We start from the raw sequence: 20393 nt of genomic DNA on the forward strand, positions 1-20393 counted from the left end.
ACCGGTGCGGGAGCGTCTGATTCGCCCTGAACAGAGGAGCAGCCATGCGATTCGGCCTGGTCGGGACCGGTCATTGGGCGCGGGTGACGCACGGTCCGGGGCTGCGCGCAGCCGAGGGCGTCGAGCTGGTCGGGGTCTGGGGGCGGCACGCGGACAAGGCGTCACAGTTAGCGACCGAGCTGGACGTGCCCGGCTACGACGACTACGCGGAGTTATTGGAGGTCGTGGACGCCGTCGCGTTCGCCGTACCGCCCGAAGTGCAGGCGACGATGGCGCTCGAGGCCGCGGCGGTCGGCAAGCACCTGCTGCTCGACAAGCCGGTGGCCAGGTCGCTCGACGACGCCCGTGCGCTGGCCGACGAGGTCGCTGCCGAGGGGCTCGCCTCGGTGGTCTTCTTCACCGGCCGGTTCGCGCCGGAGATCCGGTCCTACTTCGCCGAGGTCGAGGCCGTCGGCGGCTGGCGCGGTGGCTGGTGCCGGATGATCGCGTCCCTGGACGCCCCGGGCAATCCGTACGCCGAATCCGCCTGGCGCCGGGAGAAGCGCGGCGCACTCTGGGACGTCGGACCGCATGCCCTCTCCAACCTGGACGCCCTGCTCGGCCCGATCGTGGAGCTGCAAGCTGTCGGCGGCGCCGGCGACCTGGTTCACCTGGTCCTCACCCATGAGTCAGGTGCAACCAGCACTGCCAGCTTGTCCCTCTCTGCTCCACCAGACGGCACCACGTTCGAGACAGGTCTCTGGGGTGAGTCCGGCACCACCCTCCTGCCGCGCCCTTCCACGCCTGCAGTCCAGTCCTTTACCACCGCCGCCGCTGAGCTGGTAGCAGCAGCCGAGTCCGGAGACACCCACCCGGTGGACGTCGCCTTTGGCACCCGAGTCGTAGAACTGCTGGCTTCCGCCGACAAACAACTCGGCTAATGCAAGGCGAGGACTGTGCCGTCGCCGGAGGTCAGTATCAGGTTGCCTAGTGCTCGCGGGTCCCGGGTGCAGGCGATGCCATCGGGGAGAGGCGCCTGGCGATAACCGGTGCGGCTGATGACGTTCACTGCGCAACCTGTGCGGGCACGGGTGAGCGAGACGACGCGTGCGTCGGTGGTGACGGCGACGCGGGCGCGTGGATCGACGGGAGCCGTGCTCTGCCAGGCGGTTCGCCCGGTGGCAACGTCGATCGCGGTGACGATCGTCTTGGTGTTGACCTGAGTCGCCGGACCAGGGCAATCCACTACGACCAGCAGATTTCCGGCTGCGTTGAGCAGAGTGCGACACGCCCAGTTACGCGGCACAGGCCAGCGCCACTTGGTGTCGCCGGTGCGCGGGTCGATCGCCACCAGTGCTGCCGGTACGTCTGAATCGCCGCCCGGCTCAGCGACGACGACCAGCCCGCCGACCACGATCGGCCGTCTGTACATGTCGGCCGGCGACTTGGTCCACAGCGTCTTGCCGCTCTTCAGGTCCAGCCCGGTCATCTCGTCCGGCTCGCGCCCGCAACTGTGTCCCAGAAACGCGACCACAGTGCTGTCGGTGGCAACAGCCCCGATGTCGGTGCACCGCCCCGGCTCGAACGTCCACCGCTCGTGTCCGTCCGGATCCACACCGCGCAACTTGTCCGACCCACGGCTGACGTCTTCGCCGGTGAGCAGCGGATCAGCCTGCTGGATCGAGTGATCCCTGGTCCGCCCCGGCCAGGCGGCCTTGCGCTTGCCGGTGTTCGCATCGAGCAGCAAGTACCCGACGTCCTCGAACTCCGCGACCAGCAGCTCACCGTTCCCGGTGGCGTAGAGGTTCGGTTTCTCGTCCGAGTCCGACCGCGTGTACCGCCACCGCAGGTCCCCGGTCGCAGCGTCGAGCATCTCCACCACACCGGTCTGCCGCGGAATGGCGATCCCGTACTTCGTACCAACGGCCTCCTCGGCTCCCGCACCTGACAACGCCCTGCTCGCCCAAGCGACGTTCCCGTCCAGCGTCGACCGCGGGAATTCCCCAGCAGGCCGCCGCCCGCCTTCCACCCGCTCGTTGGACTCCAGCACGTAGTTGCGCGCGATCGGCTGCACGACCAGCAACAACGCCAGTGCGATCACTCCTGGTACTGCGAGCCAAGCGAGCTGCTGCCCAGGGTTCCGCGTCGGCAGGAACCGGGCGGTCCTCGTGCGCAGCAAGGACCCGACCAGTGCAGCACCTGAAGCCAACAGGAGCAGAAGCAACGCAGAGATCAACAGCGGAACCCGCAGCCCGACACCAAGCGCAGGGTTCGTCGCTGGCACCCGGGCCCACGCCACCAGCAGCCCCGTCGCCGCTACCGCCACCACAGCACCAGAGATGAGCCGGGCCCGCTGAGTCGCACTACGAGCACACCGGAACAACACGGGCGCACTAAAGAACGCCACGGCAGCCAGAACGACCGGAGGCCAGCCGGTCTCGGACTCCAGCGTCGGCACTTGCCATGAAGCACCAGCAGCCGCAATAGACACCACTGCCGCAGCAATAGCACCGAACGTCGCTACAGCCGCCAGAGCAGCCTGCTGCCAACCACGCCATGGTGCAGGCAATTCGCTGTCGAGCCCGGCAAGCTCCGCTTCCAGATTCGCCCGAGCAGCCGTCCCCATCCGCTGGCGAGCCAGTTGGGTCCGGTAGAGATGCCCGTCGAGCAGTTCACGCACCTCGTCGTACCGGCGCTCGATCGCGGCAGTCCGGTCGCCGGCATCACGCCGTACCTCGTGAGCGTGTGCGGTGTAGCGACTCGGTGCCGTGGCGAGCGTGGCGTTCACCGCGTCGAGCAGGACATCGCCGTTCGCATCACGCCGAGGTGGTGCGTAGGAGTCCGTTGGTGGGGTGGACAGCGATCCGGTGAGCCGGACCAGTCGGGCAACTTCGGCGATCCGGATCGGATCCACGCCGTACGCCGGCAGGGTCTGCTCCGCCAGTCGCGCGGACGACTCGGCGTCCTCGACCGTGCCGCCGCCCGGCTCGTGTACCGCCCGGTGGAACCAGGCGGCGAGCCGGACCGAGGTGGGGTCGGTGCTCAACTGGATCAGGGATTCGAGGCCGGTCAGCACGGTCTCGAGGTACTGGTCGCGGTAGGCGCGCCGGTTGCGTCCCACGTACCTGGCGACCAGGTCGTCGGCCAACGCCGTCGAGCCCGGGATCAGCTCGTTCCACCGTTCGCGCAGCGCCACCACCGCCACAGTCTGCCAGCTCACGCACAACGCCCGCCGCTCGATCTCGGCACCATCGGCTTGCGGTTCCCGATCACCGGCCGAGATATGGCCGTACCGGCCGAGATATCGTCGCTGGTGGCCGCTCAGCGCGGCGCGGCGAGCACCCCGGACAGGAGCCCGGGGTAGAGGCAGTCCAGGTCGTCGCGGCGCAGGCTGCTGATCCGCTTGGTGCCTTCGGTGTGGGTGCTCAGCACGCCGGCCTCGCGCAGGATCCGCAGGTGATGGGCCCGCGTCGAGGCGGTCACCGGCAGGTCGATCTCGCCGCAGGCGATGCCGTCCGGCAGCTCCGCGAGCAGCCGCACGATCTGCAGCCGCACCGGCTCGCCCAGAGCCTGCAGCACCGTCTCGATGCGGATCTCTTCGCGCTCGGGCTGCGGCAGGGCTTTCGAGGTGCTCATGGATCCACCTTTTCTTCCTTCATACCTTCATTCTACGACGCCTATCGAACTTCGATGGAGATCGTAGTACGATAAGCGTCGAACTATTCGTTCCGTGGGAAGGTCCCCTGATGTCCGCACGCATCTACCTGCTGGCGGCCGGTGCATTCGCAGTCGGCACCAGCGCGTACGTCGTGTCCGGTGTGCTCCCCTCCGTCAGCTCCGAGTTGCACGTCTCGCTGACCGCCGCCGGCCAGCTCGCCACGGCATTCGCCCTTTCGTACGCCGTTGGCGCGCCGCTGTTGTCGACGCTGACGGGTCGCTGGGAGCGCCGCACGCTCCTGCTCGCCGCGCTGCTCACTGCGGCACTGGGCAACCTGATAGCCGCTCTAGCCACTGACTACTCCGTACTGATCGTCGGCCGAGTCGTCGCAGCCTTCGGTGCTGCCGCCTACACGCCGGCCGCGACACTGTTCGCCACTGGCTTCTTGCCGCCGGAGGAGCGAGGCAGAGCCGTCGCCGTCGTGTTCGGCGGGCTGACCTTCGCGCTGGTGCTCGGCGTACCGGCGGGCAGTCTGCTTGGCGGGAGCCTCGGGTACCGCGGAGTCTTCGGACTGATCGCGGCAGTTGCCGTGGTGATCGCACTGGCCGTGCAGACCGCACTTCCCAAGGTCTCCGCGCCACCGGCGATCAGCTTGCGGGAGCGGTTCGCTGGTGTGACCGACCGGCGAGTCCAGATCGTGCTGGCGATGACAGTGCTCGCAGTGCTGGCGACCATGAGCGTCTACATCTACGTGGTGCCGCTGCTGGCGAAGACTGCTGACCTGAAGGGCGGCACTGTCGGCGTACTGCTGTTGGTCTACGGCCTGGGCGCAGTAGTCGGCAACCTGGTCGGCGGACGGGCGACTGACCGCTTCGGTAGCCTGCGGACGCTCGGTGTCGCGCTGGGTGGCTTCACTGTGGTGATCGGGACGCTGACGTTGACTGCCACTACCGTGGTCGGCGCTGGGATCGCCCTGTTCGTGTGGAGCCTGTTCACGTGGGCGTTCAACCCGCCGATCCAGAACCTGCTGCTCGAGCTGGGCTCAGGAGGCGGACTGCTGCTGGCGATGAACGCGTCCGCGATCTACCTGGGCGCTGGGCTCTCAGCCATCGCCGGTGGCGTCGTGATCAACCTGGTCGGAGTGGAGATGCTGCCGCCGATCGCAGCGGCACTGGGCATCGTCGTACTGGCTCTGCTGTATGTCCTGCGTCGTAACCCGGCGCTGGAAGCGATCGAGCACCTGGAGCCGCTCGAGACCGAAGAGCGCTTGCCGGTGGCAATCGCTGATTAATAGCGAGGCCCCTCGTTAGGGCAGGCTACTGCCCATGCGTCTCCTCGCAGCCCTGCTGCTCGTCGTACCGCCGTGGGCCGTCGCCGCTACGCCCGCGGAGGTCGTCGAGGGGTGGAAGAGCTCACCCGTGTACGTCGATCCGTCGCAGCGATCGCTGGTTCCTCAGCAGGACTCAGAGCGGTTGGCTGCGCGGGTCGACGGGCATACACCGGCTATCCGCGTTGCAGTGGTTCCCGCTGCTGCACTGGGCACTGGAGATCGCGACCAGGCGGCCAGGACCTTCGTGGATCACGTGGTGGATCTGCAGCAGGCCGACGGGATCTACCTGGTGGTGTTCGGCGGTGCTGTCACCTGGGGGAGTGCGGTCGGGGTGGATACGCCGATCTCGGAGATCCTCACCGATGAGCTGGGGAAGCACAGCCGGTCTGATCCGGTGGGGACGCTGGACGGCGTACTGGATCAGCTGGACGTGCCCAAGTCCTCGAAGGGCTTGCCGGGCTGGCTGCTGCCTATGGGGATAGCCCTTGTGGTCCTTGTCGGTCTAGGCCTCGGGCTGCGGTGGTGGAGGCGTCGCCCGGGCAAGGATGAAGGCCCCGCACTGTACCGGCCGTCGTACGACGTCTTGCCGGACGAAGCGGACACGCTGCCTGAGCGACGGAAGCTCGCTCTCGAGGACGTCACCCGGTTCGGCGAGGAACTGGATGCCGCCGACGTGCGTCTGGACGGCGTGGACACGACAGCGGATGTGCAGGCGGCGATGGACGCGTACGCAGACGCGGGTCGCGCTGTCGATCAGGCGCCGGGCGACGACGGGCTCCGCGCAGTACGGGCCACTGTCGAGTACGGGCGCTGGCGACTCGCTTGTGCCCAAGCACTCGTCGCCGGTACGCCGGCGCCGCCGCGGCGGGCCGCTTGCTTCTTCGACCCGGCTCACGGAACCTCTGTGACCGACTGGATGTACACACCACCGGGCGGCAAGGCCCGGGAGATCCCTGTCTGTGCTGCCTGCCAGAACCGCCTCGCTGGAGGAACACGATGAACCGCCCCCTTCGCCTGCTCGGCACGCTCGCCCTGGTCGGTGCGCCGCTGCTGCTCGCTGTACCGGCCCATGCGGCCACTCCGACGCCGACACCGAGCAAGCCGCCGACCAGCCGGCCGACGTACAACTACACGCAGCCGCGCTACACGCCGCCGGACATCGAGGGAGACCGCCAGCGCGCACAGGCTGCTGCGGAGAGCTATCTGGACAGCGTCGCGGCGAAGCTGGGTGATCCGGGCATCTGGGTGGACTCCTCGGTGACCTCGCTCAGTGCGTCGGAGATCTCCGAGCTGGACCGCGCGGTGAAGTCCGCTGTGGCGCCGATGCGGATCGCGGTCATCCCTGCCTCGGCGATCGACATCGCTCCGAAGGGCTTCAGTTCGCGCGTGCGGCTCGCCTGGAACGGTGAGGAGATCGCCAGTCAGCTGTACGACCGGGTTGGTGTCGAAGGCGTGTACGCCGTACTGGTCGATGCTCGCTCCGAGTCGGCCGGTCGTGGGTTCCATGCCGTGCAGCATGCGGACAAGGGACCGACGTACCACGTGGGTGATGCCGTGGACGAGGCAGTGGACTGCTGCGCGCCTGACTACGCGGACATCCTCACGCGGTTCGTCCAGCGGGCGCAGGAGATCGACAAGCCGTTCTACATCGACGCTGCTCCGTACGCCGGTGGTGTGGCTGGCGTGGTGTTCCTCTGGTGGGGTGGCACGACTCTGTCTGCGCGTCGTGCGCGTCGGTCCGAGGAGAAGGAGCATCTGAAGGTCTCCGTGCCGATGCTGAACGAGGAGATCATCGCGCTGTCCCAGCAGGTGTCTGCGTTGCCGACCACGTCGGATCCGCAGCAGGCGAAGCTGTCGAAGGACGTGCTCGACACTGTGGAGAAGGCGCGGCACCGGCTCGACGAGGCCAAGGGGGATGCGGACACCGAGGCGGTGGCGACGCTACTCGGCTCTGCGCGGTACGGGCTGGTCTGTCTTGATGCAGTGCGGGCGGGGAAGCCGATTCCGGAGCCGACTCCGCCGTGCTTCTTCGATCCGCGTCATGGGCCTAGTACCTCGGCCGTGGAGTGGGCGCCTGAGGGTGGGACGGAGCGGCAGGTGCAGGTGTGTGCGGCTTGTGCTGCCAAGGTTGCGGCTCAGCAGGAGCCTGACATCCGGATGGTGACTGTCAGGGATCGGCCGCGGCCCTACTGGACTCTCGGTGAGGATCTGGCGTCGTACATGGACGGCTACTGGTCGCAGGGTGATGGCAGGCGCTGGTGGTTCCCGGACCAGGACGCGCGGCGGGCTGGTGAAGAGATGCGCTCCCGGTGGGGTTCCCGTCGGCCCGGTGCACGCTTCAGCCGTTGGACCAGCGACATCGGCTCGGGGATCTCCAGCCGCTCGTCGTCGTCCAGCTACGACAGCTCGGACGACGACAACAGCAACAGCTTCTGGAGCTCGGGCGGCGGCTCGTCCCGCCGCCGCTCCTACTCCTCCCGCACCCGCTCCTCCGGCGGCGGCTCCTCCCGCCGCTCCTCCCGCAGATCAGGAGGCTCCCGCGGCTTCTAGCGGCCGTAGATGGAGACGTGGGCTTGGCTGGTGGCGGTGAAGGGGGTGCGGCGCCAGTCCTGGAGGCGTTCTACCAAGCGGAGGCCGGCTAGGCGGCCCATTAGGTCTAGTTCGCCGGGTGTGACTAGGCGGCACGTGATTGGGTTCATGGTGATTCCGGCGGTGCCTAGGCGGACGTGGTTCTCCTCCAGGAGCTGTGTCACCGGGTCGTAGCGGCAGACGTCCAGCGTCACGTCCGCGACGCCCACCTCGTTGACTCCCACGTAGTCGTGCCGGTCAGGCTTGACCCACGCACTCGGGATCGCCGTCTCGATCACGAAGACTCCGTCGTCCGTCAGGTGGTTGGCCGCGTTCTCGAAGCACCTGATCTGGTCGTCTGCCGTCAGTAGGTTGAAGATCGTGTTGAAGACCAGGTAGACCAGCGGATACTTCCGCCCCAGCTCGACCCTCGACATGTCCCCGATCGTCACGTCGAGCGACGCGCCACCCGGCTTCGACCGAAGCTGCTCGACCATCGCCGGCGCCAGCTCGATCCCGTCTACCCGCACGCCGTGACCGACCAGCGGCAACGCCATCCGCCCGGTCCCGATCGCGAACTCCAACGCCGTACCGTCCGTAGCCAGCCCGGCCAGGAACGCGGCCCCATCCGCCTCGTCGCCCCGCGGATCGTCGTCGTACCGCGCGGCGACGTCGGGACCGAAAGCCTTCGCCGGATCGAATGCAGTCATACCCCGGGACTCTTCAGGATCCACCCGAGGTCTGCCACCGAATTACCGCAACACCTCAGGCAGCTCGTCCGTGTGCAGGATCGCCAACGACGTCACCGCACGAGTAAGGCAGACATACAAACGCCGCAGCCCGGTCCGCTCGTCGGCCTCACCCGCCACGATGCCGGCAGGCTCAACCAGTACGACGTGGTCGAACTCGAGACCCTTCGCAAGCCCAGCCGGTACGACGTCCACATGGGCCTCGACGTCACCTTCGTTACCGAGCACCGAGTAGCTGATCCCCTTGTCCTGCAAGGCTTTCCGAGCTGCCGGCACCATCGCGTCCGGCACAATCACCCCGATCGAGCCGGGCCGGTCGGTGATCTCCTGGACAGTCTCGACAGCAGCCGCGAGGCTGTCGGGCACCTGCGTGATCGCCAGCTCACCGCGCGCCCGCCGTACTGCGGTCGGCGGCGTCAGATGCGGCGCGATCAACGGCAACAGGCGTGCGGCGTACTCGATCACCTGCCCCGGCACGCGGAACCCAGCCGTCAGCTCCTCCGTATGCGCCCCGCTCTTCCCCAGATGCCCGAGCGCTTCGTCCCAGGAAGGTGTCGCCCAAGGCGTCGTGCCCTGCGCGATGTCGCCGAGGATAGTCATCGAGCCGGTCGAGCAACGCCGCCCGACCGCGCGCAACTGCATCGCCGAGAGGTCCTGCGCCTCGTCCAGTACGACGTGACCGAGGCTCGGCGTACGGTCCACCAGGTCCGCGAGCTCGTCGATCAGGGTGGCATCGGCAACAGACCACTTCGCGGCCCCCGCGGACCGAGGGGCCTTGTCCCACAGGAGAAGCGCCTGCTCCTCGCTGGTCAGGATCCCGTCGGCGTGCTCGGCCAGCAGCTCGGCATCGGTGAACAACCGGAACAGGAACTTCGCCGGATCGACCGCCGGCCACAGCGCATCGGCGTACACCTTGACCGGCCGGCTCCGCGCCACCGAATCCTGTACCCGATCGTCGGGCGAATCACCACCGGTCTCCATCCGCAGCAGTACGGCGTGCGCCAGCCGCTGCGGCAACATCGCCCGCCCCGCGCCGTACCGGATCCCGCGGGTCCGCAGCTCGTTGACCAGCTCCTCGGCCTCGTACGCCGGTACGCGCCACCGGTGCGATCCCCGCGGTACGACGAGCGCCTCCTTCGGCAACTGCACCTGCGCCCACACCGCCCGGCGCAGCACCTCGGCCAGCCTCGCGTCGCCCTTGAGGATGTCGACGGGAGCGGGCCCGGGCCCGGCGATCTTCACCCGGGCGACCATCTCCTCGACGGTGGTCTGCTTCGCCTCGATCTCGCCCAGCGCGGGGAGCACGTCGCCGATGTACCGCAGGAAGCTCGCGTTCGGCCCGACCACCAGCACGCCGGCCCGGCTCAGCTGGTCGCGGTACGCATACAGCAGGTACGCCGCGCGGTGCAGCCCGACGGCGGTCTTCCCGGTGCCGGGAGCACCCTGCACGCAGATCGTCTCGTCCACCCCGGCCCGGACGATGACGTCCTGCTCGGGCTGGATCGTCGCCACGATGTCGCGCATCGGGCCGGAACGAGGGCGCTCGATCTCCGCGTCGAGGATGTCGCTGTGCTCGGCGACCGGCGCCGAGGTGGTCAGGTCCTCGTCCTCGAAGGCGGTCATCTCGCCGTGCGTGAAGCCGAACCGGCGGCGGATGCCGACGCCCATCGGCTCGGTCCGGCTGGCCCGGTAGAACGGCACCGAGATGTCGGCCCGCCAATCCACGACGAGCGGTTCGCCCTGCTCGTCGTTCACGTGCCGGCGGCCGATGTGGAACGTTTCCTCGGTCGGTTCGAGGTAGTCGAGGCGGCCGAAGAACAGCGGCACCTCGGGGTCGTCCTCGAGTTCCTGCATCCGGCGGTAGATCGCCGCCTTGAGGAACTCGGCGTTCACCGGATCGGCGGAGTAGATCTTCAGCGAACCGGTCTTCTCCCGCATCTGCGCGAGCGCGGCGCGGGAGGCGGCGAGGTAGTCCTTCTCGGCTTGGAGGGTCGGCGGCAACGGGGCAGGAACTGGGGGCACGACAAGTCCTCCGCAAAGCGGTCGACGGGTCAGGGAAGCCCCGCTACGTTACTTGAGCACTGCCTCGCGAGCGACCGATTTATTCAGTGTCGTCTCCTGCTTGTCCGCGCGCAGTCCGGGACGGAGCAGCAGGGGGAGGCTGACGGCGATCAGGAGCAGGGCGGCGATGCCGTCCAGCCAGTAGTGGTTCCCGGTCACGACCACCACCGAGAAGGTGATGATCGGGTGCAGCATCCACAACCAGCGCCACTTCGACCGGGTGATCAGGATCATCGAGAGCGCGATCAGGGCGGCCCACCCGACGTGCAGGCTCGGCATCGCGGCGAACTGGTTCGCCACCCCGCCCGAGCTCTCCGGCCCGTAGACCGACTGGCCGAACTTCAGCCCGGTGTCGATGAACCCCGGCATCATCCGCGGCGGGGCCAGCGGGAACAGGATGTGGCCGATCAGTGCCAGCCCGGTCACCGAGACGATGGTCCAGCGGACCCGCGGGTAGGCCTTCGGGCGCCAGATGGACAGCCAGAGCAGGATCGCGCCGGTCAGCGGGGCGTGCACCGACGCGTAGTACAGGTTCGCTCCCTGGACCAGGTGGGGGAACTGGAGGACCCAGTGCTGGATCGCTGCCTCATCGGGCAGATGCAGCCAGTGCTGGAAGGAAAGCACCTCGCGTGCATGGTCGAAGGCGGAGCCGGTGTGTTTTCCCGCGAACTGCCGGCCCGCGCTGTAGACCAGGAACATGGTCGCCAGCAGGACTGCTTCCCGGACCACCCGCCAGACCACGGGCCCGGCCCCCGTGGAGCTGCGCCCGCGTTCCCCCGTCAGATCAACTCGCTCGAGTGCCTGTGTCCCCATACGTCTCGACGGTACCGGTCGAAGTCTCGGGAATCGCTCAGGTTCAACCCTGATGTTGCCCTGGGCAACCCCCGAACCACTCGCTGTGACCGGACCGTCACCCCCCTCTCCGCCGATCGGCGATAACGTCCCAATAACGCGCAACGGCCGGACCTCCGGTCGCATTCCCGACGGGTTCGACTCGAAGCTCACACTTGACAATTAACGAACCGCAGGTCTGATAGGAGCTCGGGTGATCATGGATCCCGCAGGGGTGTTGCTCGCGGCCGGTGCCGGGGCGTCGATCGGCAGGCCGAAGGCGCTGGTCCGCGACGCCGCCGGAGTGCCGTGGGTGGTGCGGTCGGTGCACGTACTGCGCGACGCCGGTTGCGGGCCGATCGGTGTCGTGGTCGGAGCCGCGGCGGAGGAGGTGACCGCGCTGCTGGCCGCCGAGGACGTCACGATCGTGCCCTCGCTGGAGTGGGAGACGGGGATGTCGGCGTCGCTGCGCAGCGGGCTGGGCTGGGTGACCGAGACCCCGGCCGAGGCGGTGGTGGTGCACTTCGTCGATCTGCCCGACGTGGGACCGGACGTCGTACGCCGGGTGCTGGCGGGCCGGGTCGGGTCCGGTGACGCCGTGTTGTCGCGAGCCGGGTACGAAGGCCGGGCCGGTCATCCGGTGTTGATGGGCCGGGCGCACTGGGAAGCCGCTGCCGCCGCCGCGACCGGGGATCGAGGCGCCGGCTCCTACCTGAAGCAAGCCGGCTGCCCCCTGATCCCCTGCGACGACCTCACCCTTTGACAGCCCCGGTCAGTACACCCTTGGCGAAGTGCTTTTGCAGGAAGGGGTAGATGAGGAGGATTGGCACGATGGAGATGACCAGGATGGCCATCTGGATGGAAGCCTGGGGTGGCAGCAGTTCGGTGCCGAGTTCTGCGCTGCCGAGTTGGGTGTCGTTGATGACGTACGTCCGTAGTACGAGCTGCAACGGCCAGAGCTTGCTGTCGTTGAGGTAGAGCAGGGCGCCGAAGAACGCGTTCCAGTAGCTGACCGCGTAGAACAGGCCGATCACCGAAAGCACCGCCTTCGACAGCGGCAGCACGATGTAGCCGAAGGTCTTCAGCTCGCCTGCGCCATCGATCCGTGCGCTCTCGGTGATCTCACCCGGCAGATTCGAGAAGAACGCCCGCAGGACGATCACGTTGAACGCGCTGACCATCGTCGGCACGATCAGCGCCCGCAGGCTGTCCAGCAGCCCGGCGCCCTTGACCACGAGGTACATCGGGATGATGCCGGGCGAGAACAACATGCTGAACAGCACGATCAACAGGATCGGCCGCCCCGCCGAGAATCCCGGCCGCGACAAGGCATAGGCGAGCAAACAAGACACGGTCAGACTCAGCAACGTCCCGACTACCGTGACGAAGATGCTCACCAATAGGGCCCGGGTGACCACTCCGCCGGCGAACAAGGACTTGTACGCGTTGAGGTTGATCGAGTCCGGCAGCAACACCAGCCCGCCCGACTCGTTGATCTGCTTGTTCGGTGCCACGCTGGTCGAGATCACTCCGACGAACGGGATGATCACCGCCGCGCAGAACACCAGCAGGACAAGGCCTTTGAAAGCCCGCATCGGCCAGGACGGCATCGGCACACCTTGAACAATCCGACGCGTCATCTGCTGTACACCCCTTGCTCTCCGAAGATGTGCGCCACCTTGTTCGCGGCCAGGACGAGGACGACGCCGACGAGGCCCTTCACCAGGCCGACCGCGGCGGCGACTCCCCAGGCTCCACCGAGCACGCCGTTGTTGTAGACGTAGGTGTCCAGTACTTCGCTGACATCGCGCCCGACAGCCTGTTGTTGCAGGATGATCTGCTCGAACCCGACCGTCAGCGAATCACCCAGCTTCAGGATGAAGAGCAGGATGATGATCCCGCGTAGCCCCGGCATCGTCACGTGCCACACCTGGCGCATCCGGCTCGCCCCGTCAACACTCGCGGCCTCGTAGAGCTGCGAGTCGATCTGCGAGAGCGCCGCCAGGAAGAGAATCGTCGCCCAGCCGGTGTCCTTCCAGATCACCTGCGAGGTCACCAGGACGCGGAAGAGCTCGGAGTTGCCGATGATGTCCAGCGTCGCCAGGTCATGCGATCGCAGGTAGTTGTTCAGCAGCCCGCTTCCGCCGAGCATCTGCTGGAACAGCGCCACGACAATCACCCAGGACATGAAGTGTGGCAGGTAGAGAATGCTCTGCGCGATCCGTTTGATCCGTTCGGAGAACAGCGAATTCAGCAACAGCGCCAGCAGGATCGGCGCCGGGAATACCAGAACCGCCTGCAGCCCGGTCAGGATGAGAGTGTTCTTCAACGCGCGCAGGAACGCGGGATCGCCGTTGAAGATCACCGAGAAGTTCTCCCAGCCGGACCAGTCGCTGCCACCGATGCCGAGGAACGGCTGGTAGTCCTTGAACGCGATCACGTTGCCGAGCAGCGGCAGGTAGTGGAACGCAAGGATCAGCGCAGTACCGGGCAGGGCGAACAGCAGCAGCACTCGGTCCCTGATCAATCGGCGACCGAGGCTGAGCTGTTGCTCCGGGTGGGTCTTGGAGCGCTGCAGCATCTCGCTAACGCCCCGCCTCGTACGCCTGCTGCAGTTCGGTGCGCATCTTCTCGCCGCCCTGCGACAGCCAGTCCTTGACCGCAGGAGCCCAGGCGGATACCGGCTTCTTGCCCTGCATGATCTGGTTCTCGACGTCGGTCATCACGCTGACCAGCCGCGGCCCGTCCTTCGACACAGTGTCGGAGTACAGCCCGTACGACGCGTCGTACACCAGCCGCTTCGCGATCTTCTCCTGGATCGCGTGCTGCTTGCGCGGCACATCGGGCTTACCGGCCAGGTAGAGCGCGAGCGTGGAGTCGGCGATGTACTGCAACCCGATCCCTGTCTCGACCACACCAGTCTTGGTCGGCACCGGATCCGTTCCCTGCAAGGCGAACTGACGACCCTGTACGCCGTACTTGCGGAACAGATACTCCTCCGTGCCGAACGGCGCGGCCATCCAGTTCGCGACCTTCAACAGCGTCTCGACCGAGTGCTTGCTGTCCTTGCGGAACGCGGTGATGTTGTTGAGTGCGGCACCCATCCACGGCTTGCCGGGACTCGGAACGTCGAGCATGTTCACGCTGAACGAGTCGCCGGCGGTGTTGTCGGCGTAGTACTGGTTCCAGGCGACGAAGCTGTCGATGTCGAACGCGGCGATACCACCGTTGAACCACTGTTTGCGCTGACTGGCCTGGGCGCTGAAGGAGTCCGGGTTGATGACGCCGGCGGCAACCATCTTGCGGCCCGCCTCGAGCGCGTCGGCGCCCTCCTCCGCCTCGTAGAACGAGGTGAACTTGCCGCCCTCCTCCTTCCACTGGTTGGCGATGCCGAACAACTGGCGGAGATAAGAGATTGGCGGTTTGGTCCACGCCCAGCGGTTCTGCTTCGGCGCGGTCAGCTCCTTGGCGAGGTCGAGGAACTCGTCGAAGTTCTTCGGTGCCGGATCTTTGATGCCTTTGGCAACCAAGAGGTCCTCGCGGTAGAGCGGCAACGTCGTACGGGACATGCCACGGGGGACCGGTACGGCGTAGATGCCACCGTTGAAGACACAGCCCTTCCAGTACTGCGTCGGGATGTTCGCCAGGAACGGGTAGTTCCGCACCGCGTCGCCGGTCAGGTGCTGGGTCAGGTCGACGCATTTGGCCTTCAGCAAGGCGGGGATCTGCGGCGTCGTCGGTGGCAGGTTGATGATGTCCGGCAGGTCGCCGCCGGCCACCCGGGTCGCGAGCTTGTTGGGGTACTCGTCGTTCGACGCCATGCTGATCTGGAGTTCGGAGCCGAGCCGCTCGTTGAGGGCCTGCCAGAACTGGTTGCGGTCGGCGGTCGGCGGGATCGCGCCGGGGATGTTGGTCATGAAGGTGATCGGCTGACCGTCGCCGGGCTTCTCGGCGATCGCCTTGATCGGGTTCGCCGGGTATTTCAGGAAGCCGTCCAGGACGACGTCGGTGCCCGGCAGGTCCGGCTTCACGCCGGTGAACCGGAGGTACGCCGGCAGTTTGACCGCGAGATTGGCCGCGGCCTGGTTCTTCTTATCCGACGCGCAGCCGCTGAGCATCGGCGTACCGGTGACCGCGACCGCCGCGGCAGCCAGGCCGCCGCCGAGGAATGTTCGTCTGCTGAGCCCCATGAGGTCCTCACTTCCGGGCGATTGAAGGTGCGGCCACACCATGACATAGTACGTCCTATGTCTTCAAGAGTCGGTGTCGTCTTCGACCCCGCGGGCAGCGGGTACCACACGTTCCGGATCCCGTCCGTGGTGTCGTCGGGCGACTGGGTCTTCGCGTTCTGTGAGGGGCGGCTGCACTCCGCCGCCGACGCGGGCGAGATCGAGGTCGTACTCCGGCGCTCGCCTGACCGTGGGCGGTCCTGGTTGCCGTTGCAGGTGGTGTCGGCGGCTGCCGGGAAGACGTGTGGGAATCCGGTGCCGGTGTTCGATCCGTCGAGTGGTGACCTGGTGCTGGTGACTGTGCAGAACGGCGCTGACGCTGTGGAGAGTTCGCTTGCCCGGGGCATCGACAGTCGGCGGGTTTACGTGCAACGGAGTACGGATGACGGGGTGTCGTGGAGCTCGCCGGTGGAGATCACCGCGCAGGTGAAGCCGGCGGACTGGGGCTGGTATGCGACTGGTCCATGCCATGGGATCGCTGTGAGCGCAGGGGTTTACGCAGGGCGGCTGGTCGTGCCTGCGAACCACTCCGTGGTCCCGGCTGACGGTGCTGAACTGGATTCGCTGAACGGTGGGCACTGCATCTACAGCGATGACGGTGGTGTTACCTGGTCTGTCGGCTTCGTCGATCGCAACGACGGCGCGGTCGTCAACGCAAACGAGACGACGGTGGCGGAGCTGGCTTCCGGGCGGCTCTACTTCAATGCCCGGAACCATCGGGGTACCGGGGCGGCGCGCGTGCACGCGTATTCCTCCGACGGCGGGGCGACGCTCACCGCGCCGTATGAGGAGATCTTGGATGTCACGGCGCCGGGGATCCAGGGAAGCGTGCTGCGGGTCGGGTCCCGGCTGCTGTTGTCGACTCCTGTAGACCCGAAGATTCGCCGCGAGCTGACCATCTTTGTCAGTTCTGACGATGGCCGTACCTGGCGGCCGGGGCTCGTCGTCCATCCGGGCATGTCCGGCTATTCCGATCTCGTTCCGCTTCCCGTTGGACGAGTTGGCGTCCTCTATGAGGCGGGCGAAACGTCCTCCTTCGCCACCATCCGCTTCGCGACCTTCGACCCCTTGAGGAGTCTCTCTTGACCGCCCTTCACCTGAGTGGTGTGGTTCCGCCCCTGGTCACTCCGCTGACCTCGTCGTACGACGTCGATGTCGCCTCGCTCGCCCGATTGGTCGGCTATCAGCTGGCCGGGGGAGTCGCTGGGGTTTTCGTCCTCGGTACGTCCGGGGAAGGGACGTTTCTGACCGACGAGCAACGCCAGGTGGTGCTGGAAACCGTCGTGGGTGAGGTCGCTGGGCAGGTGCCGGTGCTGGCCGGTGTGATTGATACGTCGACGGCTCGGTCGGGGGCGCACGTGGTCGCTGCTTGCAAGGTTGGTGTGGACGGTGTGGTGGCGACTGCGCCGTTCTATGCGGCGACACATCCTGCGGAGATCTCGCGGCACTTCGAGCGGCTGGCGTCGGCGGCTGAGGTGCCGTTGTTCGCCTACGACATTCCGGCGCGGGTCGGGACGAAGCTGCCTGCTTCGGTTCTGCTGGATTTGGGGGAGCGCGGGGTGCTGGCGGGGGTGAAGGATTCGAGTGGGGACGAGACGAGTCTGCGGCGGCTGGTGCTCGATCGGCCGGCCGGTTTCACGGTGATGACCGGGTCGGAACTGACGGTCGATTCGGCGCTGAGCTTCGGCGTCGACGGCGTCGTACCGGGATTGGGGAACGTGGATCCGGCTGGGTATGTGCGACTCTTTGACGCTGTCGCTGCTGGGGGGTTGGCGGTGGCTCGGTCGGAGCAGGATCGGTTGTTCCGGTTGTTCGAGATCATCGAGGTGGCTGACCGGTCCCGGATGGGGGCGAGCTCGGCGGCGCTCGGTGCGTTCAAGGCTGCTTTGTATCTGCTGGGCGTGATCGGGTGCCCGCTCACGGCGTACCCGTCGATCCCACTGAATGACGACGAGATCGCCGGCATCGGCTCACTACTGACCAGGGCCGGACTGCTCGCTGGCTAGACTGGCGGACCTCGATCGTCGTCGGAGGGGGACCGGTGTGACCACGGGTGGGCTCGGCCGGGCGCGAGGTGCGGCCGGCAATCAGTCCTTCATCCGCGACCAGATGAAGTCGTTCATCCTGGAACGCGGGCTGAAGGCGGGTGACCCGCTGCCGAACGAGCAGGAGCTGATGGCGCAGCTCGGCGTGGGCCGGCATCCGTTGCGCGAGGCAATGAAGGCGTTGCAGGCTGTCGGAATCATCGAGATCCGGCACGGGTACGGGACGTACGTCGGCCAGGTCACCCTCGACGCGCTCGAGGACGGGCTCGCCTTCCGGATGTCGCAGTCGATGGCCGGCGACCTCCGCGACGTACAGAACGTCCTCGAGGTCCGCCAGGCGATCGAGGTCGGTCTCGCCGACGAGGTCGTCGCCCACTTCGCCACCGCCGGCTTCGACACCCTGGAACCGATCGTCGCCCGGATGGAGACGAAGGCGGCCGCCGGCGAATACTTCCCCGACGAGGACTGGGCCTTCCACCAAGCCCTCTACGAACCGCTGGGCAACGCGCTGGTGATCGACCTCCTCAGCGTCTTCTGGCGAACCTTCGCCCAGGTGGACGCCCGCCTCCCCGGCGCCCGCTACACCCCCACCGACGCGGCCGGCTGGCACCGAGACCTCCTCAACACCCTCCAGTCCGGTAACCCCACCACCTACGCCACCGCCATGAAGACCCACTTCCAAGGCATCCACACCCGCCTCGGCGACTAGTAGAGGTTCTGAAAGTCAAGCCGGGCGCCGGCAGACTCAGCCAGTTTGCCGAGCTGGTCATCCAGGTCGAGGAACACCTGCCAAGACTCTTGCCCGGAGGCGATCACCAGCTGGTCGACAAGTAGCTGTTCGAGCTCGCGTACGCGTTTGCCCTTCCAGACCTTGTCCGCGAGGCTGACCAGCAGATCCTCGACGGTGATGCCGGGCTCGGTCCAGCTGGCGTGAGTTGCGGCGAAGCGGGCCAGCTGCGGAGCAACGCCTGCCTCGAGCAGGAGTTGCTCGCCGGCCTTCTCGTGGAGTGACCCTGGCCGGGACAGCTCCTCGATGTGGATGATCTTGCCGATGTCGTGGGTTGCCGCGCCGTACAGGACGGTCTTGCGGTTGAAGCGCACCTCGGGGTAGGTCGCGAGCCAGGTGGTGAGCTCGTGGGCGACGTCGTGCACGGCGCGGAGATGCGCCGCGAGCCGAGGTGGGGCCTGCAGGTTGCGCAGCAGGTCGTTCACCTCGGCCGGCAGTTCGCGCAAGGATGGGTCCGTCAGAGCGTGGTCGAGCCGGGTCTGCACGCAGTACTCCGAAGTCTCAGGCGAAGAGGTTTTCGGCGTCGACGATGGTGTAGGCGTAGCCCTGTTCGGCGAGGAAGCGTTGGCGGTGGGCGGCGAACTCGGCGTCTACGGTGTCGCGGGCGACGATGGAGTAGAAGCGGGCCGTGCGGCCGTCACCCTTGGGGCGGAGGACGCGGCCCAGGCGCTGCGCTTCTTCCTGGCGGGAGCCGAAGGTGCCGGAGACCTGGACGGCCACCGATGCCTCAGGGAGGTCGATCGAGAAGTTCGCGACCTTGCTGACCACGAGCATGTTGATCTCGCCGGTGCGGAACGCCTGGAACAACCGCTGGCGCTCCTTCACCGTCGTCTCGCCCTTGATCACCGGGCAGTTGAGCCGCTCGCCGAGTTCGTCGAGCTGGTCGATGTACTGGCCGATCACCAGCATCGGCTCACCCGCGTGATGCTCGGCGATCCGCCGTACCAGACGGGACTTCGCCGGGGTCGACGCGGCCAGCCGGTAGCGGTCCTCGGGCTCGGCCGTCGCGTAGACGAAGCGCTCGGTCTGCTCCAGATCCACCCGGACCTCGACGCAGTCGGCCGGTGCGATCCAGCCCTGCGCCTCGATGTCCTTCCACGGCGCGTCGTACCGCTTCGGGCCGATCAGCGAGAACACGTCGCCCTCGCGGCCGTCCTCGCGGACCAGCGTCGCGGTCAGCCCGATCCGCCGCCGGGTCTGCAGGTCCGCCGTCATCCGGAAGATCGGGGCCGGGAGCAGATGCACCTCGTCGTACACGATCAGGCCCCAGTCGCGCGCGTCCAGCAGCTCGAGGTGTGTGTAGACACCCTTCCGCCGGGTCGTCATCACCTGGTACGTCGCGATCGTGACGGGCCGGATCTCCTTCCGCGCACCGGAGTACTCGCCGATCTCGTCCTCGGTCAGCGTTGTCCGCTTGAGCAGCTCTTCCTTCCACTGCCGCGCCGACACCGTGTTCGTGACCAGGATCAGGGTCGTCGCCGACGCCTGTGCCATCGCGGCCGCGCCGACGATCGTCTTGCCGGCGCCACAGGGGAGTACGACGACGCCGGAGCCGCCGTGCCAGAAGGCGTCGGTCGCCTGCTGCTGGTATGGACGGAGGTCCCAACCATCTTTGACCAGGTCGATCTTGTGCGCCTCACCGTCGACGTACCCGGCGAGGTCCTCAGCCGGCCAGCCCAGCTTCAGCAGGGTCTGCTTCAGATGACCGCGCTCGGACGGGTGCACGATCACCGTGTCGTCGTCGATCCGGGCGCCCAGCAGCGGCTTCACCTTCGCGCTGCGGAGCACCTCTTCCAGCACCGGCCTGTCGGTGGTGATCAGCACCAGCCCGTGCTCCGGGTGCTTCTCCAGCCGCAGTCGTCCGTACCGGTCCAGGGTCTCGGCGATGTCGACCAGCAGCGAGTGCGGCACCGGGTAGCGGCTGTAGCGCAGCAGTACGTCGATCACCTGCTCCGCGTCGTGCCCAGCGGCCCGGGCGTTCCACAAGCCGAGCGGAGTCAACCGGTAGGTATGCACATGCTCAGGAGCCCGCTCCAACTCGGAGAACGGCGCAATAGCCTTCCGGCAGTCACTGGCCTCCGCATGAGCGGTCTCCAACAGCAGCGTCTTGTCAGACTGCACGATCAACGGCCCGTCGGTCACTACCGATTCCCCAA

At 67.1% G+C, this 20393-nt stretch carries 18 protein-coding genes; 8 read left to right on the forward strand and 10 right to left on the reverse strand.

Annotation, left to right across the window (positions count from 1 at the left end; genetic code table 11):
- The first annotated feature begins 44 nt into the window (after nt 1-44).
- Nucleotides 45-920 (forward strand): Gfo/Idh/MocA family oxidoreductase, encoded by an 876-nt coding sequence (locus tag ABZ004_RS30155; protein ID WP_355684464.1) that lies wholly within the window; start codon nt 45-47, stop codon nt 918-920.
- Here the strand turns inward: ABZ004_RS30155 and ABZ004_RS30160 are convergent.
- Nucleotides 917-3199 (reverse strand): PQQ-binding-like beta-propeller repeat protein, encoded by a 2283-nt coding sequence (locus tag ABZ004_RS30160; RefSeq protein ID WP_355684465.1) that lies wholly within the window; start codon nt 3197-3199, stop codon nt 917-919. The genes ABZ004_RS30155 and ABZ004_RS30160 overlap by 4 nt on opposite strands.
- Before the next feature lie 101 nt (nt 3200-3300).
- Nucleotides 3301-3615, reverse strand: a complete 315-nt coding sequence (locus ABZ004_RS30165; RefSeq protein ID WP_355684466.1) for a transcriptional regulator — start codon at nt 3613-3615, stop codon at nt 3301-3303.
- Between the two features lie 110 nt (nt 3616-3725).
- On the opposite strand from ABZ004_RS30165, the gene ABZ004_RS30170 reads away from it, so the two are divergent.
- From ABZ004_RS30170 to ABZ004_RS30180, 3 genes are read left to right on the forward strand one after another with little or no spacing between them, the layout of a single operon-like run.
- Complete coding sequence (locus ABZ004_RS30170) at nt 3726-4928, forward strand: MFS transporter (protein WP_355684467.1); 1203 nt, start codon at nt 3726-3728, stop codon at nt 4926-4928.
- A gap of 34 nt (nt 4929-4962) precedes the next feature.
- Complete coding sequence (locus ABZ004_RS30175; RefSeq protein WP_355684468.1) at nt 4963-5967, forward strand: hypothetical protein; 1005 nt, start codon at nt 4963-4965, stop codon at nt 5965-5967.
- Entirely contained in the window at nt 5964-7517 is a 1554-nt protein-coding gene (locus ABZ004_RS30180; protein WP_355684469.1) for a hypothetical protein, read from the forward strand. Before ABZ004_RS30175 ends, ABZ004_RS30180 begins: the two co-directional genes overlap by 4 nt.
- Here the strand turns inward: ABZ004_RS30180 and ABZ004_RS30185 are convergent.
- Genes ABZ004_RS30185 through ABZ004_RS30195 form a run of 3 tightly spaced genes read right to left on the reverse strand, consistent with a single transcriptional unit; the run spans nt 7514 to nt 11158 of the window.
- Entirely contained in the window at nt 7514-8245 is a 732-nt protein-coding gene (locus ABZ004_RS30185) for a class I SAM-dependent methyltransferase (protein ID WP_355684470.1), read from the reverse strand. The genes ABZ004_RS30180 and ABZ004_RS30185 overlap by 4 nt on opposite strands.
- Nucleotides 8246-8287: 42 nt before the next feature.
- Nucleotides 8288-10306, reverse strand: a complete 2019-nt coding sequence (locus ABZ004_RS30190; RefSeq protein ID WP_355684471.1) for an AAA family ATPase — start codon at nt 10304-10306, stop codon at nt 8288-8290.
- A 48-nt stretch (nt 10307-10354) separates the two neighbouring features.
- Nucleotides 10355-11158, reverse strand: a complete 804-nt coding sequence (locus ABZ004_RS30195; protein ID WP_355684472.1) for a phosphatase PAP2 family protein — start codon at nt 11156-11158, stop codon at nt 10355-10357.
- Between the two features lie 238 nt (nt 11159-11396).
- Here ABZ004_RS30195 and ABZ004_RS30200 point away from each other — a divergent pair, with 238 nt between their 5' ends.
- Nucleotides 11397-11939 (forward strand): NTP transferase domain-containing protein, encoded by a 543-nt coding sequence (locus tag ABZ004_RS30200; protein WP_355684473.1) that lies wholly within the window; start codon nt 11397-11399, stop codon nt 11937-11939.
- On the opposite strand, the gene ABZ004_RS30205 is transcribed toward ABZ004_RS30200, so the two are convergent.
- The 3 genes from ABZ004_RS30205 to ABZ004_RS30215 are packed head-to-tail and all read right to left on the reverse strand — an operon-like array spanning nt 11929 to nt 15366.
- Nucleotides 11929-12816, reverse strand: a complete 888-nt coding sequence (locus ABZ004_RS30205) for a carbohydrate ABC transporter permease (protein WP_355684474.1) — start codon at nt 12814-12816, stop codon at nt 11929-11931. The two genes, ABZ004_RS30200 and ABZ004_RS30205, sit on opposite strands and share 11 nt — an antisense overlap.
- Nucleotides 12813-13757, reverse strand: coding sequence for an ABC transporter permease subunit (locus ABZ004_RS30210; protein ID WP_355684475.1), 945 nt, complete (start codon nt 13755-13757; stop codon nt 12813-12815). The genes ABZ004_RS30205 and ABZ004_RS30210 overlap by 4 nt, the downstream gene beginning before the upstream one ends.
- 4 nt (nt 13758-13761) lie before the next feature.
- Entirely contained in the window at nt 13762-15366 is a 1605-nt protein-coding gene (locus ABZ004_RS30215) for an extracellular solute-binding protein (protein ID WP_355684476.1), read from the reverse strand.
- A gap of 57 nt (nt 15367-15423) precedes the next feature.
- Between ABZ004_RS30215 and ABZ004_RS30220 the strand changes: the two genes are divergently transcribed.
- The 3 genes from ABZ004_RS30220 to ABZ004_RS30230 are packed head-to-tail and all read left to right on the forward strand — an operon-like array spanning nt 15424 to nt 18159.
- Nucleotides 15424-16491, forward strand: a complete 1068-nt coding sequence (locus ABZ004_RS30220) for a sialidase family protein (protein ID WP_355684477.1) — start codon at nt 15424-15426, stop codon at nt 16489-16491.
- Nucleotides 16488-17411 (forward strand): dihydrodipicolinate synthase family protein, encoded by a 924-nt coding sequence (locus ABZ004_RS30225; RefSeq protein WP_355684478.1) that lies wholly within the window; start codon nt 16488-16490, stop codon nt 17409-17411. The genes ABZ004_RS30220 and ABZ004_RS30225 overlap by 4 nt, the downstream gene beginning before the upstream one ends.
- A gap of 37 nt (nt 17412-17448) precedes the next feature.
- On the forward strand, nt 17449-18159 hold the full coding sequence (locus ABZ004_RS30230; RefSeq protein WP_355684479.1) for an FCD domain-containing protein: 711 nt from the start codon (nt 17449-17451) through the stop codon (nt 18157-18159).
- On the opposite strand, the gene ABZ004_RS30235 is transcribed toward ABZ004_RS30230, so the two are convergent.
- Together ABZ004_RS30235 and ABZ004_RS30240 are read right to left on the reverse strand one after the other, a co-directional pair.
- A complete protein-coding gene (locus ABZ004_RS30235) occupies nt 18156-18722 on the reverse strand; it encodes an HD domain-containing protein (RefSeq protein WP_355684480.1) in 567 nt (188 codons plus the stop codon). The two genes, ABZ004_RS30230 and ABZ004_RS30235, sit on opposite strands and share 4 nt — an antisense overlap.
- Before the next feature lie 16 nt (nt 18723-18738).
- On the reverse strand, nt 18739-20379 hold the full coding sequence (locus ABZ004_RS30240) for a DNA repair helicase XPB (protein ID WP_355684535.1): 1641 nt from the start codon (nt 20377-20379) through the stop codon (nt 18739-18741).
- Nucleotides 20380-20393 lie beyond the last annotated feature (14 nt).

This window comes from Kribbella sp. NPDC006257, assembly GCF_040613535.1.
In the GTDB taxonomy this organism is placed as follows: Bacteria; Actinomycetota; Actinomycetes; order Propionibacteriales; family Kribbellaceae; genus Kribbella.

Excerpts from the sequence above, each read along its gene's own strand:
- ABZ004_RS30155 (WP_355684464.1), top strand. The coding sequence starts at position 45 with ATGCGATTCGGCCTGGTCGGGACCGGTCATTGGGCGCGGGTGACGCAC.
- ABZ004_RS30165 (WP_355684466.1), bottom strand. The coding sequence starts at position 3,615 with ATGAGCACCTCGAAAGCCCTGCCGCAGCCCGAGCGCGAAGAGATCCGC.
- ABZ004_RS30170 (WP_355684467.1), top strand. The coding sequence starts at position 3,726 with ATGTCCGCACGCATCTACCTGCTGGCGGCCGGTGCATTCGCAGTCGGC.
- ABZ004_RS30175 (WP_355684468.1), top strand. The coding sequence starts at position 4,963 with ATGCGTCTCCTCGCAGCCCTGCTGCTCGTCGTACCGCCGTGGGCCGTC.
- ABZ004_RS30180 (WP_355684469.1), top strand. The coding sequence starts at position 5,964 with ATGAACCGCCCCCTTCGCCTGCTCGGCACGCTCGCCCTGGTCGGTGCG.
- ABZ004_RS30185 (WP_355684470.1), bottom strand. The coding sequence starts at position 8,245 with ATGACTGCATTCGATCCGGCGAAGGCTTTCGGTCCCGACGTCGCCGCG.
- ABZ004_RS30195 (WP_355684472.1), bottom strand. The coding sequence starts at position 11,158 with ATGGGGACACAGGCACTCGAGCGAGTTGATCTGACGGGGGAACGCGGG.
- ABZ004_RS30200 (WP_355684473.1), top strand. The coding sequence starts at position 11,397 with ATGGATCCCGCAGGGGTGTTGCTCGCGGCCGGTGCCGGGGCGTCGATC.
- ABZ004_RS30205 (WP_355684474.1), bottom strand. The coding sequence starts at position 12,816 with ATGACGCGTCGGATTGTTCAAGGTGTGCCGATGCCGTCCTGGCCGATG.
- ABZ004_RS30210 (WP_355684475.1), bottom strand. The coding sequence starts at position 13,757 with ATGCTGCAGCGCTCCAAGACCCACCCGGAGCAACAGCTCAGCCTCGGT.
- ABZ004_RS30215 (WP_355684476.1), bottom strand. The coding sequence starts at position 15,366 with ATGGGGCTCAGCAGACGAACATTCCTCGGCGGCGGCCTGGCTGCCGCG.
- ABZ004_RS30220 (WP_355684477.1), top strand. The coding sequence starts at position 15,424 with ATGTCTTCAAGAGTCGGTGTCGTCTTCGACCCCGCGGGCAGCGGGTAC.